A 13025-nucleotide genomic window follows, 5' to 3' on the forward strand; every position below is an offset into this window, starting at 1 on the left:
GGTGATGAAGGTACTCATTGCGGAGGATGATTTTCGAATCGCTGCGATTCATGAATCTTATATACAAAAGGTACAAGGCTTTCAAGTTGCCGGAAAGGCAAAGAGTGCAAAGGATATATGGGCGGCACTTCAAAAAGAACAGGTTGATCTCATTTTACTCGATGTGTATATGCCTGATGAGCTCGGTACGAACCTTTTGCCGCTGTTAAGAGAACGCTATCCAGAAGTAGATGTGATCATCATCACGGCTGCAACGGAAACGACACTATTAAGAGAAGCCCTGCAATACGGAGTGGTTCATTATTTAATCAAACCCGTAACCGCACAAAAGTTTGAACAAGTTTTAACCGAATATAAGCAGAAGAAAGACATCATTAATTCTAAGGATGAAGTCAATCAAACGTTGATTGATTTGTTTTTTGGACAGATGCAGGATGAACCAAAGGAAAAGGATGACAAGGACCTGCCTACAGGCATCAATTCACTGACTTTGGACAAGGTGAAAACATTGATGGCATCAGAGAATAGCGGGGTTACAGCGGAAGAGATCGGTGAAAAAATGGGGGCATCACGCACAACAGCAAGGCGGTACGTCGAGTATCTCGTGACAACAGGAGAATGCCGGGCAGAGCTTGCGTACGGAATCATTGGCAGACCAGAACGAAAATATTATCCTGCCAAAAAGCAAGCGGAGTCATAAAAATGAAAAAAGGAATATGCCTTGTTATCATGATCTGCCTTTGTCTATCGCTCACCTTTAATGAAAAAAGAGCAGGAGAGTCTTTTCTGAATCAGAATCCATTATATATTGTGGTGTCTGGTGTCCCTGACGGCGGCTTTGATCAAACAGCTCAGGTAATGAAATCAGTGCTTGAACAAGAGAAGCTAGTGAAACGGCCGGTGAATATCCTCTATCAAAGAGGCGGAACGGTGGATAAAGGATGGACTTATATGATGGAGCGAGATGCCCATTATATTAGTTTGAATTCAAGCTTATTATTAAGCCGTAATTTACTAGGCAGCAGTAACGTGACCATGAACGATGTCACCCCGCTCGCCATTCTTGCTGAAGAGTGGCAGGTTGTTGCAGTCCCTGTTGACTCTCCTTTCGCAAATGGGAAGGAGTTATTACACACACTAAAGAAAAAACCAGATTCCTTAAAGATTGGGTTTGCCCCTGACTTTGGAAACGATGATCAAATCTCATTCGCACGAGCTGCCGAAATGGCAGAAATTGATCCATACCGCATTCAGTTTTTGAAATTTGACAGTGCAGATGATTTGTTTCAAGCGCTGATTGACCATGAGGTGGATGCAGCCACGACCACGATCACAGAGGTTCGTCATGATTATGAAAAGAAAAGGCTAAAGCTTGTGGCAACCACAACGAATCAGCGTTTAGAGGGATTTGAAGATGTGCCGACTTGGAAAGAGCAAGGCATCCCGCTCATCTTTTCTCATTGGCGTGGTGTGATGGGACCAAAACAGATGGATCAGCACGACATTCGTGAATGGGATCAGCTTCTTTATCAAATGACACAAACGAAGTCTTGGAAAAAGCAAATGAAGCAAAAGGGCTGGACAAGTCGTTACAGGAACAGCAAAGAGGCTAAGGTTTTTATGGAAGATCAATTAAGACGATATGAGCAGTTTATTCAAGGAGAACAAGCGGTCGAGTGAGACCGCTTTTTTTCATGGAATCAATCAAAACCACAGGTTGAACAAAATGAACAAAAAGCATTTATCGACCGAAAAAGAATTAAAATTCATAATATTTACTTCAATTCAGGCGTCAGATATCATGACAGAAAGGGTTGGAAATGGGATACCAACATTTAATGAAAGCGTATACAACATAAGGGGTGAACAAAGTGCTAGCAATCTTAGGATTTCTTATGATGGTTGTATTTATGGTTTTGATTATGACGAAACGTATGTCTGTTTTAACGGCATTGGTGTTAACACCAATTGCATTTGCTCTTATTGCTGGATTTCATTTTACTGAAATTTCAGACATGATTGTCAAAGGTGTACAGCAAGTTGCACCGACAGCGGTCATGATTATGTTTGCGATTTTGTATTTTGGCATTATGATTGATGCAGGTTTATTTGATCCAATGGTGGCAAAAATTTTAAACATTGTGAAAGGCGATCCATTAAAAATTGTTGTCGGCACAGCTGTCCTGACCATGCTTGTCGCACTTGATGGTGACGGAACCACAACGTATATGATTACAACAACAGCGATGCTTCCGTTATTTACGCTGCTTGGCATCCGGCCGATTATTTTAGCGGGAATTGCTGGAGTCGGCATGGGAATTATGAATACGATTCCATGGGGAGGAGCTACACCTAGAGCGGCGAGTGCACTTGGCGTTGACCCGTCACTTTTATTTGGTCCGATGATTCCGGTCGTTGGTGCAGGGGTTTTGAGTATGATTGTTGTGGCATACTTTCTTGGGAAGTCTGAAAGAAAACGGCTTGGTGTCATTGAACTCGAACAGCCGATTCATGCAAATGAAATGGCAGCGGCACTACAGGATGATATCAAACGACCAAAACTTTGGTGGTTTAACCTGACACTTACGTTGTTATTGGTGCTTCTTCTTGTCTCAGGAAAGGTCAGCTTAACGGTTCTATTTGTACTTGCATTCTGTGTGGCGATTATCGTGAACTATCCGAACCTTGAACAGCAGCGTGAGCGGATTGCGGCTCATTCAACCAACGTTTTAGCCATAGCTTCGATGATATTTGCGGCAGGTGTTTTTACAGGTATCTTAACGGGGACGAAAATGGTCGATGAAATGGCGATTTCGATTGTATCTGCGATTCCAGAGCAGCTTGGCGGCTTTATTCCAGTCATTGTTGCGTTAACAAGCGGGATATTTACGTTCTTTATGCCAAATGATGCATACTTTTACGGGGTACTGCCGATCCTATCAGAAACAGCGGCAGCATATGGTGTCGATCAAATTGAGATTGCGAGAGCTTCTATTATTGGTCAGCCGATTCATATGTTAAGCCCACTTGTTCCATCGACTCATTTACTTGTTGGACTTGTTGGCGTATCACTGGATCAGCATCAGAAATTTGGTATGAAATGGGCTGTGCTTGCAGTCGTTGCCATGACGGTCATGTCGGTACTCATTGGGGCCATCTCCATTTGGTAAATAAAAGAGTGTCTGCTATCTGAGCAGGCATTTTTTTTAGGTCATATTGCCGGGCAGGCTCGATTCATTTGCCCTATACAAAGTCACTCTTGTTCCTCCAAAAGATATATTTTTGAAAAATACTGACACTTTTACTGTTTTTTTCTTTATAATGCAAATCAACGAAGGGAGAGGATAGCATGTCCAAACGAAAAGGCACGATTCTTTTTGCTACCGTATGCCTCATAGCAGGAAGTTTGTCGATGATGAGCCCAGCTTCAGCTCATGCAGATACCCCTTATTATGGAAAGAATTATGAACAGCCAGCCTCAGTGAAAAAGCTATACCCTGAGCCGGATGAGACGTTCGATACCCCTGCCTTTCAGAAAAAAGGAGAAGCCTTTACCACACAAGAAGAGCTTCAAGCATTTTTACGTGATATTGTCCGCAAAAGTCCTTACGCTACGCAGAAACAGATTGGAACATCCATTGAAGGACGATCCATTCCAGCCCTCTACTTTACAAAGGATCGTCAAATCTCTCCACTTTCAAAAAAGCCAACGATCTGGCTTCAAGCACAAATACATGGAAATGAACCAGCCTCCGGTGAATCTGCTCTCGTCATCGCAAAACGGTTAGCAGGTGATCAAGGGGAGCGTATACTCAACCATGTCAATATCATCATTGTTCCGAGAATAAATCCTGACGGTTCTTATGCGTTTGACCGCAGGCTTGCAAATGGAATGGATGGAAACCGTGATCATATGACCTTAGAATCTCCAGAACTCACAGCTCTGCATCAAGAATTTAATCGGTATGCACCAGAAGTGGTCATTGATGCCCATGAATACGATGTAGGCCAAAAGAATTTTGAAGATATCGGTTCAGCAGGTGCCCTCAAATATCACGATTTACTAATATTATCAGGGAAAAACTTAAATATTCCTGAAAGCATCCGGCTGGCGTCAAATGAATTATACGTGAGCGGCGTCCGTGAAACATTGACGAATCAAGGGTTTTCTAATGATTTATATTACACAAGCACAAGAGGAAAGGATGGAAAGATTGATCTCTATGAAGGCGGAACTGATGCGAGAATTGGCCGAAATGCCTTGGCATTATCGCCAGCTCTGTCATTTCTTGTAGAAAGCAGAGGGATTGGGATTGGAAGAGAGGATTTTACCCGCCGCGTCGCAGCACAAGTTACCACTCATGAAAAAATCATTGAAACAACGGTGAAACATGCGAAGCAGGTGAAGCAGCAATTAGTGAAGGAGCGTTTGAAGCTGGTGAAAAAAGGGCTTCAGTCAAATGATGACGATCAAGTGATCATTCAAGATGATTTCAAAGCGCCGGTTGATGACTCGCTGGAAATGGTGGATATTGAAAAAGGACAGACGATCAATGTCCCTGTACACTTTCACAGTGCGAGCGATGCTGTCCCTGTACTGTCGAGAGAACGACCGACAGCTTATCTCGTTTTACCTGGCCATGAAGGGGTAGAACGGAAACTGAAAACCTTAGGGTTAAAAAGCATCACATTGCCTGCCAGTGTAAAAGTGCCAGTACAAGCCTATCAGGTAACAAAACGAGACGAAAAAAGCAAAACAGATATTCAGCTTGAAACAGAGCTCACCCAAAAGAAACGTCAGCTGCCAAAAGGAACAAAGGTATATGTCACGGCGCAGCCGCAAACCAATTTGTTGTCACTTGCCCTTGAACCAGAATCAAAAGACAGCTATATGTCATCTGGATTTATTGCTTCAAAAGTAGGGGATGAACTGCCAGTTTACCGATTCTTGTTATCTCAAAAGACGTTAGGTATTCGATAAAAAGGGCTAAAAGGATTTTATCCCTCAGCGTGTAGTCAAACCCTCGCATTCAGTGTCAGTCCTGTGCGCGGATGCTCATGAATGTTTAAATTCGCTCGGCTTCTGTGCTCGTCCTTCCTAGGGCTGCAAAGGTTTTCTATCACGCTGAAAAAAAAGACAAAGGGCTAAAATCAACATCATTTTAGCCCTTTGTCTACAATCTAGAAGCGGCACAGTGCGTGCTGCTTTTTTATTTTCGTCCAGCTCTTATTTCATCTGTCATGCCTTCGTATGGTGCTTCGGAGATAATGGTTTCGTCATTTACACCTGCATGATGAATATACGTAATGTCCGCAAATTCTGGAACGACATATTTCGGATAGGTGTCGTATTTCTCCCGAGATTCTTTCATGAGATCAATGTAGTCATTTTGATAGCAAACGGTAATATCTGGACGTTCATGCACCCATTTTGGGAAGAAGATGACGCCATGCATGCGTTTCTCTTCAGGCATAAAGTTCAGAGAGACGTCTGTCCCAGTCGGTTCTGTCCAAGAGACTTTGTAAACGCCTTTTGTCAGTTTCACAATATTCACTTCTTGATCACGGACCCAGCGGCCTCCAACCATTCCGCTATGGATACGGTAATCAATGGTGTGATCATTTTTAATGTAAATCTCATATTCCCAGCCATTTTCATACGTATAAATCATATGAAGTCCAACGAATTGATCCATGTCTATTCCTTCTTTCATTAGAATAATGTTGTTTCAAACATGTCGTGATTTACATGTTTATTTTAAAGTCTATGATATACTATTGTCAAAGAATAAGCGTTGGAGGCACATTATGAGAGTTTTGAAATATGTCATTCTTGGCTTACTAGATCAGTGTGAGCTGACAGGATACGATATAACCAAACATTTTAAGGATTCCCTTGGGCAGTTTTGGAGTGCGAAGCATAGCCAAATTTACCCTGAGCTGAAGCGGCTCACAGAAGAAGGGTTCATTGAATTCGATGTTCGTATACAAGGAAAGAAGCTAGAGAAGAAGGTCTATCAAATCACAGAGGCAGGGAAAGCAGCATTGCATCAGTGGCTAAGGACAAAAGACCCGATACCTGAAACGACAAAGGATGAATTCATGCTGAAAACATTTTTCATCTCTTCGATGGACAAAAAAGAGGCGGCTGACCTTTTTACACATCAATTGTTAGAGCGCACGAAGAAAGTAGACATGCTAAAGCAGAAGCTGCACGCTTTAACAGAGGAAGATCCTGCTGCTGAATCGCTTCATTCAGCACAATTCGGGCATTACTTAGTGCTGACAAGGGCAATTGAAAGAGAAAAAGGCTATGTCCGCTGGCTTGAACAAACCCTTTCACGTATTGATTCATCCACGCACTAAGGACAATGGTCGGATGATATGATAAAAAATGGTTTGAAACTAGTGAATTTATTAATAGAAACCGCTACAATGGATATATTCGTATTAAAGTGAGGCGAGTATGTTTGAGTAATCAAGAAGCGTTATGGAATGAAGCAGAAGCTTTTATTTCTTTATGCTATGAAGAATTGAGCAAATCAAATGAAGAGAAAGCAGCACGGCTGCATGAAATAAAACAAGAAATTGACGCTAAAGGGATGTATACTCATACGCAAGAGGAGTTAGCGCACGGGGCGAAAATGGCGTGGCGCAATAGCAACCGCTGTATTGGTCGTTTGTTTTGGTCATCTTTGCATGTACACGACTGCCGTCATGTGAAGACAGAAGAAGAGGTGAAAGACGCACTCTTTCATCATCTTGAGTATGCAACAAATGGTGGGAAAATCAAACCATCCATTACGATCTTTCCTCCAGAAAATCATTCACAAAAAGAAGTCGTCATTTATAATCATCAGCTCGTTCGTTATGCAGGCTATGAGACGGAGTATGGCATCATTGGCGACGAGGCATCTCTTGAATTAACAAAGTTGTGTGAAGCTCATGGCTGGAAAGGGGAGGGCACGCATTTTGACATTCTGCCTCTCATGTTTCAGCTAAAGGATCAGCCACCTGTTCTGTATGAGCTTCCGAAAGAAATCGTCAAAGAAGTTGAGATCACCCATCCTGAATATGAAGGATTTCGTGATTTAGGACTGAAATGGTATGCGGTACCGATTATTGCTGATATGAAATTAGAAATTGGTGGTATTCATTACAATGCGGCACCGTTCAATGGCTGGTATATGGGCACAGAAATTGGTGCACGTAACCTAGCCGATGAAAATCGCTACAATATGCTGAAAAAAGTCGCTTCTATATTAGGACTGGACACGACAAAGAATGCGTCGCTTTGGAAGGATAAAGCCATCGTCGAGTTGAATGTGGCGGTTCTCCATTCTTACCGAGAAGCAGGGGTGACGATTGTTGATCACCATACAGCAGCACATCAATTCAAGCAGTTTGAAAAGCAGGAAGAAAAGGCTGACCGCAAGCTGACTGGGGACTGGACATGGCTGATTCCGCCAGTATCACCAGCTGCTACCCACATCTTCCACAAGCATTACGACAATACCATTGTGAAGCCGAATTATTTTTATCAGGAAAAGCCCTATCATGGGACAGAAAAAGCCTAGCGCAAGCTAGGTTTTTTGATTACCTTATTCGAAAATCCTGATAATGGGCTAATGCTGTGAGCGGCTCCATCTTCATATCTGTCACTTTTGAAAAAGGACTTCCTTTTCGAACAGTTTTTAAGAAATCAAGCACTGCCTGCTTTTCACCCTCCACCTTTAACTCAACATGACCTTCATCTGTGTTGCGTACCCAGCCTTTCATCCCAAGATTGACGGCTTCTCCTTGAACAAAATAGCGAAAACCGACTCCCTGAACCCGTCCTGTGACAATGGCGTGATAATGAATCAATGTCATCTCTCCTTTTTTTCTCATCGTACCATAGCTGTTTCTGACCTTCACGCATCGACTATGATTTCATTGTTGAACGATGTAAAATAATAGTCATGAGACACACAAAGGAGATGGTCATCGTGGGGAAGAAGAGTTATGACATAGTAGGAATCCAAGTAGGGCAACCCATCACGACCTATGCGAACGGAAAAGAAATCAAAACAGCTATCAACAAAAAGCGTATTCATGAGCCTGTGTATTTGAGTAAGGTCAATTTTAAGGGAGATGGACAAGGTGATTTGGTTCATCATGGAGGCTATGATAAAGCCGTATGCGTCTTTCCCTATGATCATTATGCTTATTTCGAGCAATTTTTAGGGGTTCCGTTACAGGAAGCTGCGTTTGGCGAGAATGTGACAGTGCATGAGCTAGTCGAAACAGAAGTGCGTATTGGCGATGTGTTTCAGCTTGGAGAAGCACTTGTGGAAGTGAGCCAGCCAAGACAGCCGTGTGTGAAACTCTCTCTTAAGCATGGCAACATGAAGCTAGTCAAAGAAGTACAGCAAACAGGGTATACTGGCTTTTATTTACGGGTGCTGAAAGAAGGCATGGTGCCGCCTGATGCTTCCCTTGTATTAGTAGAAAAAGCACCTCATCATGTTACGGTCCATGAAGTGAACGAAGTCAAATATCGTCAAACAGATCCAAAGAGACTGAAAGCCATTCTAGAGGTTGATGCCTTAGCAGATGTGGTGAGGAAGTCTTTAGAAAAACGAATTTAAAAAAAGCCGTACATCTTATGCTGATGTACGGCTTTAAGCTTTATGAGCTAGGTTTCTTTTGCTCAAGTAGATTTGCAAGGAAATAGGTTTTTAAGCTTTGAAGCTTTCTTCCTTCATGCTTGGTCACACCAAGCTTCTTTAATTCTTCGACATACCAGCCTTTGCTACCATAATGCATGATAGAAAACTCCTTTCAATTGGAACTGCCTGCATTGTAACATTACAAAAAAGGACGTGAAAAGTGTGCAGGTGTTAAGAAATGAAAACTGATTCTATCTGCCTATGATACATGTATATGCTGGAAATCATTATTTATGAATTTGGCGGGTTGAGGGTAACGATGATCATGCCAACCGTCATAATCATGATGACAATACCAAGATAAGTCATCATGGATTGTTTTTTCTTAATACCTACAACCGTTAAGATAATACTTTCAATCAAAAAGATAACGCCGATGATGATGAACCACATATCAAATAAGACCCCTTTCGCATATCTTTGCCTATTTTACCACAGGCATTTTTGTTTAGTCGTTACAGATTCGTGAAAGGAAAACGAAAAACCCCCTTCAATGAAGAAGGGGGCAGCTGACTTACAGCTTCGTTAAAATAATCGGTTCGTCTTTTGTAATCACAATGGTATGTTCAATCTGTGCGACTAGGCTCTTATCAGGTGTTTTAAATGTCCAGCCGTCATCAGCTTGATAAATCGATTCAGCATTTGTTGAAATAAAAGGTTCGAAGGCGATCACGGTACCATTCTTAAACAAAGCATTATCGAATGGATCATAATAGTTCAAAATATGGTTAGGTGCTTCATGCAGATTTTTCCCAATGCCATGTCCTGTCAGGTTTTTAATGACGGTAAAACCTTGTTCTTTAGCAGTATTGTAGACCGCACGACCAATTTGGTTTTGTCTTTTACCGGCTTTTGCATGCTTTAATCCTTCAAGGAATGCATCTTCTGCACACTGGCATAATGCTTCAAGACGAGCATCACCAGTACTTAATACGAATGAAATTCCGGTATCGGAATAATAGCCGTCCAGCTCTGCTGAGATATCAATATTAATGAGGTCGCCCTCTTGTAAAATGGTTTTTTCACTCGGGATTCCATGTGCTACTTCATCGTTCACGCTGATACAAGTCGTCCCAGGGAAGTCGTATTCTTTTTCAGGTGCTGAATTGGCCCCATGCTCTTCTAATATTTTTTTCCCAATCAAGTCTAATTCTTTTGTAGACATGCCTGGTTTCGCTTGGCTTTTCATTTCTTCTCTTGCCAAAGCGACAATTCGGCCGACTTTTTTTAAGGCTTCTAACTCATGATCATGTTTGACAATCACTGTTCATTCCCGCTTTCTATAACTTCATTCTATTCAATAGCTTACCACATTTTACGCGAAAAGAGTAAAGAGCAGAATTTCAAATGAATGTGGACAAATTGGTATAGATAACTAGACGTGCATATGATATATTTTTTATGAACATCATGAACGAAACGATGAGGTCATGATGATGACAAAGGGGGAGAAAGCAAATGGTGTTTCAGTTTTTTCAAAAGCTAGGCAAATCATTTATGCTTCCAATCGCTGTGCTTCCAGCAGCAGGGATCATCTTGGCTATTGGGCGGGAGGATGTATTGGATATCCCGTTTATTCATGCGGCGGGAAATGCAATTTTTGCGAATTTGGCTTTAATTTTTGCAATGGGAATAGCGATTGGCATTGCAAAGGATGGTAACGGGGCAGCAGCATTATCAGGTGCGATCTCTTATTTTATTTTATCAGCTGGTACAACGTCGATTCATTCAACGAACAATATGGGGATATTGGGCGGTATTTTATGCGGACTATTGGCAGGTTATGTGTACAATCGATTCAAGGATACGAAATTGCCCGAATACTTAGGGTTCTTTAGCGGAAGACGGCTTGTGCCGATTATGACCGCACTTTTCACCATTTTATTAGCAGCCGTTTTCGGATATGTATGGCCTCCGATTCAAACCGGGATCAATGGTTTAGGGGAATGGATTTTAAGTCTTGGCGCAACGGGTGCAGGGCTGTTTGGTTTCTTTAACCGTTTGCTCATTCCATTGGGGCTTCATCATGTGCTGAATAACTTATTTTGGTTTCAATTTGGGGAATTTGGCGGAGCAACAGGGGATTTAGCACGATTCTTTAAAGGCGATCCAAGTGCAGGTGTCTTTATGACTGGTTTCTTCCCAGTCATGATGTTCGGTCTACCAGCGGCATGTTTAGCCATGATTGTGACCGCAAAGCCTGAAAAACGAAAAGCAACCGCTGGCCTGATGATTGGGATGGCATTGACGTCATTTATTACAGGGATCACTGAGCCAATTGAATTCTCATTTATGTTTTTATCTCCACTTTTATATGGTGTCCATGCTGTATTAACAGGTCTTTCGCTTTTTATTGTGAACACCCTCGGGATTCATAGCGGCTTCGCTTTTTCAGCAGGAGCGATTGATTATATTTTAAGCTTTGGCATCGCACAAAAACCACTTATGCTGCTTGGCGTTGGGGTGCTTTATGGCATTGTGTACTTTGTTGTTTTCTATTTCCTCATTAAACTGTTAAAGCTCAAAACACCAGGCAGGGAAGATGATGACATTGAAGATATTGCAGCCGATGATGCGAAGACGGAAGGTGCAAGTATGCTTGTAGAGGGACTTGGTGGCAAAGACAATATCACCACCATTGATCATTGTGCCACTCGTCTACGTTTAACAGTAGAAGATACTCAATTATTAAATGAAGGAACATTGAAAAAAGCAGGTGCCAAAGGGGTACTGACTTCTGGGAAAACCTCCGTACAAATCATCATTGGAACGAATGTAGAATTTGTCGCAGATGATCTCCGCAAGGAAGTCGATCGAGATTAAAAAAAGCGTTCAGCCAGGTCAAATGGGCTGAACGTTTTTTTGTTTACGCTGTTCGATGACTAGCACAATACTGATCACAACAAGTAAAAACCAAGAGCTAATTTTCCCAAGATGTACGAGAGACCACGCATGCTGTTGATTTGGATATTGCCATGCCCCTAAAAATGTCGTGACATTTTCAGCAATCCAAATGAAAAAACCAATTAGCAAAAATGAGATGATAAGCGGCATTCGAAAGGTAGAAGAGCCAACCTGAAACGAAACGGACGTTTTTCGAAACACGACAACAAGCAGCAATGTCAGCCACCACCTGAGATCATATAGCCAGTGATGCGTAAAGAAGTTGAGATAAATGCACATACTGATCCCGATTGAAAGAAACGGATGGGGCCATGAAGTGACCCGCACGCGCAGCCGGGACAGTGCCTGATAAATATAGCTTGCTACACTCGCATACATAAACCCGCTATAGAGTGGGACCCCAAAGAACTTCGTATAAGCTTCTTCAGGATAGGACCAAGAACCCATATGAACTTTATACATTTCTAAGGCAATTCCTATCAGGTGAAATAGACAAATCACCTTTAGTTCATTCAATGTCTCCAGCCGCAGTGTCAGCATGAGGATCTGGGCTATAAGGCAAAGCAGTAGAATAAAATCATACCGGTGAAGAAAAGGAATAGCCACCAACTTCGATAGGGCGAGCGCCGCAAAGATCATAACGGGGAATAGACACGATATCGCCTGTAAGTAAGCAAAATGCAACAATGTTTTCATACAAAATAAAACCTCTTTTCATTGTCTTAAATGACTTAGACGGATTTAGCAAGGGGAAAGTTTACCTCAACTAGATATTCATGAACAATTTGTGAATACATATGTGAAAAAGATCACAAATTAGTTTTAACGTAGTATAATAAGATCATAAATAAAATGTGAAAAAATTCACATAAATTAAAAGGGAGGCATCATCATGTTTACAAAATTCTTACAAACGAATGTATGGGCAGCGATTATCCTTTTGGCAGCAAGACTTTATATCGGATGGACTTGGCTGACATCTGGTATAGGAAAACTAACAGGCGGATTCGATGCATCAGGCTATTTACAATTTGCGATAGCTGAACCCGTTGTCAAAGATGGCCATCTCGTGTATCCGTTTTATGTATGGTTTTTAGAAAATGTCGCTTTGCCGAATGCTGGACTATTCAGTGCCATGGTCATGTGGGGAGAAATCTTAGTAGGTCTAGGATTAATCGTTGGTTTGTTCACAACAACGGCAGCCTTTTTCGGAAGCATGATGAATGTCTCTTTCTTACTAGCTGGTACCGTCTCTGTTAACCCGCTTCTCTTGCTCATTGCTATCGTCATCATGGCAGCGAAAGGGAATGCTGGCAAATTTGGACTTGATTATGTCGCAGGTCCAGTCTTGAAACGAAAAATGAAAAGAAAGCCGCATTTAGAAGTGGCTTCATCATAAAGAGAAAGCAT

15 protein-coding genes are annotated in these 13025 nt (G+C 41.9%); 9 read left to right on the top strand and 6 right to left on the bottom strand.

Annotated features, from left to right (window positions below; all coding sequences use genetic code 11):
* Position 1: 1 nt before the first annotated feature.
* The 4 genes from C5695_RS03655 to C5695_RS03670 all read left to right on the top strand — a co-directional run bounded on the left by C5695_RS03655 (position 2) and on the right by C5695_RS03670 (position 4981).
* On the top strand, positions 2–700 hold the full coding sequence (locus C5695_RS03655) for a response regulator (RefSeq protein WP_187441294.1): 699 nt from the start codon (positions 2–4) through the stop codon (positions 698–700).
* Positions 701–702: 2 nt separating this feature from the next.
* Positions 703–1680, top strand: coding sequence for a tripartite tricarboxylate transporter substrate-binding protein (locus C5695_RS03660; RefSeq protein ID WP_117729274.1), 978 nt, complete (start codon positions 703–705; stop codon positions 1678–1680).
* 191 nt (positions 1681–1871) lie between these two features.
* Entirely contained in the window at positions 1872–3170 is a 1299-nt protein-coding gene (locus C5695_RS03665) for an Mg(2+)/citrate complex secondary transporter CitM (protein WP_117729277.1), read from the top strand.
* A gap of 179 nt (positions 3171–3349) precedes the next feature.
* Positions 3350–4981 (top strand): M14 family metallopeptidase, encoded by a 1632-nt coding sequence (locus tag C5695_RS03670; RefSeq protein ID WP_117729279.1) that lies wholly within the window; start codon positions 3350–3352, stop codon positions 4979–4981.
* Positions 4982–5210: 229 nt separating this feature from the next.
* Here C5695_RS03670 and C5695_RS03675 read toward each other — a convergent pair whose 3' ends face one another.
* A complete protein-coding gene (locus C5695_RS03675; protein ID WP_117729281.1) occupies positions 5211–5696 on the bottom strand; it encodes a phenolic acid decarboxylase in 486 nt (161 codons plus the stop codon).
* A 112-nt stretch (positions 5697–5808) separates the two neighbouring features.
* Between C5695_RS03675 and C5695_RS03680 the strand changes: the two genes are divergently transcribed.
* Together C5695_RS03680 and C5695_RS03685 are read left to right on the top strand one after the other, a co-directional pair.
* On the top strand, positions 5809–6366 hold the full coding sequence (locus C5695_RS03680) for a PadR family transcriptional regulator (protein ID WP_117729283.1): 558 nt from the start codon (positions 5809–5811) through the stop codon (positions 6364–6366).
* 104 nt (positions 6367–6470) lie between these two features.
* A complete protein-coding gene (locus C5695_RS03685; protein ID WP_117729286.1) occupies positions 6471–7577 on the top strand; it encodes a nitric oxide synthase oxygenase in 1107 nt (368 codons plus the stop codon).
* Between the two features lie 19 nt (positions 7578–7596).
* Here C5695_RS03685 and C5695_RS03690 read toward each other — a convergent pair whose 3' ends face one another.
* Positions 7597–7866, bottom strand: a complete 270-nt coding sequence (locus C5695_RS03690) for an acylphosphatase (RefSeq protein WP_117729288.1) — start codon at positions 7864–7866, stop codon at positions 7597–7599.
* Positions 7867–7988: 122 nt separating this feature from the next.
* On the opposite strand from C5695_RS03690, the gene C5695_RS03695 reads away from it, so the two are divergent.
* The gene (locus C5695_RS03695; protein ID WP_117729290.1) at positions 7989–8630 is read left to right on the top strand and encodes an MOSC domain-containing protein; all 642 of its coding nucleotides are present in this window, start codon (positions 7989–7991) and stop codon (positions 8628–8630) included.
* Between the two features lie 40 nt (positions 8631–8670).
* On the opposite strand, the gene C5695_RS03700 is transcribed toward C5695_RS03695, so the two are convergent.
* From C5695_RS03700 to map, 3 genes are all read right to left on the bottom strand, one after another.
* Entirely contained in the window at positions 8671–8808 is a 138-nt protein-coding gene (locus C5695_RS03700; RefSeq protein WP_003214303.1) for a YflJ family protein, read from the bottom strand.
* 134 nt (positions 8809–8942) lie between these two features.
* Positions 8943–9104 carry a hypothetical protein gene (locus tag C5695_RS20375; RefSeq protein ID WP_003214360.1) on the bottom strand — a complete coding sequence of 54 codons (162 nt, stop codon included), beginning with the start codon at positions 9102–9104 and terminating at the stop codon, positions 8943–8945.
* A gap of 121 nt (positions 9105–9225) precedes the next feature.
* Positions 9226–9975: a type I methionyl aminopeptidase gene (gene map / locus C5695_RS03705; RefSeq protein WP_117729292.1), complete on the bottom strand. Its 750-nt coding sequence runs from the start codon at positions 9973–9975 to the stop codon at positions 9226–9228.
* Positions 9976–10169: 194 nt separating this feature from the next.
* Here map and nagE point away from each other — a divergent pair, with 194 nt between their 5' ends.
* Entirely contained in the window at positions 10170–11534 is a 1365-nt protein-coding gene (gene nagE / locus C5695_RS03710; RefSeq protein ID WP_117729295.1) for an N-acetylglucosamine-specific PTS transporter subunit IIBC, read from the top strand.
* Between the two features lie 18 nt (positions 11535–11552).
* Here nagE and C5695_RS03715 read toward each other — a convergent pair whose 3' ends face one another.
* Positions 11553–12311, bottom strand: coding sequence for a DUF817 domain-containing protein (locus C5695_RS03715; protein WP_117729297.1), 759 nt, complete (start codon positions 12309–12311; stop codon positions 11553–11555).
* 196 nt (positions 12312–12507) lie between these two features.
* Between C5695_RS03715 and C5695_RS03720 the strand changes: the two genes are divergently transcribed.
* Positions 12508–13014 carry a DoxX family protein gene (locus C5695_RS03720; protein WP_117729299.1) on the top strand — a complete coding sequence of 169 codons (507 nt, stop codon included), beginning with the start codon at positions 12508–12510 and terminating at the stop codon, positions 13012–13014.
* Positions 13015–13025: the final 11 nt, after the last annotated feature.

It is taken from the genome of Bacillus pumilus (assembly GCF_003431975.1).
Classification (GTDB): domain Bacteria; phylum Bacillota; class Bacilli; order Bacillales; family Bacillaceae; genus Bacillus; species Bacillus pumilus_N.

Coding starts and splice junctions, on each gene's coding strand:
- C5695_RS03670 (WP_117729279.1), top strand. CDS start 3,350: ATGTCCAAACGAAAAGGCACGATTCTTTTTGCTACCGTATGCCTCATA.
- C5695_RS03700 (WP_003214303.1), bottom strand. CDS start 8,808: ATGCATTATGGTAGCAAAGGCTGGTATGTCGAAGAATTAAAGAAGCTT.
- C5695_RS03675 (WP_117729281.1), bottom strand. CDS start 5,696: ATGGATCAATTCGTTGGACTTCATATGATTTATACGTATGAAAATGGC.
- C5695_RS20375 (WP_003214360.1), bottom strand. CDS start 9,104: ATGTGGTTCATCATCATCGGCGTTATCTTTTTGATTGAAAGTATTATC.
- C5695_RS03680 (WP_117729283.1), top strand. CDS start 5,809: ATGAGAGTTTTGAAATATGTCATTCTTGGCTTACTAGATCAGTGTGAG.
- C5695_RS03660 (WP_117729274.1), top strand. CDS start 703: ATGAAAAAAGGAATATGCCTTGTTATCATGATCTGCCTTTGTCTATCG.
- nagE (WP_117729295.1), top strand. CDS start 10,170: ATGGTGTTTCAGTTTTTTCAAAAGCTAGGCAAATCATTTATGCTTCCA.
- C5695_RS03720 (WP_117729299.1), top strand. CDS start 12,508: ATGTTTACAAAATTCTTACAAACGAATGTATGGGCAGCGATTATCCTT.
- C5695_RS03715 (WP_117729297.1), bottom strand. CDS start 12,311: ATGAAAACATTGTTGCATTTTGCTTACTTACAGGCGATATCGTGTCTA.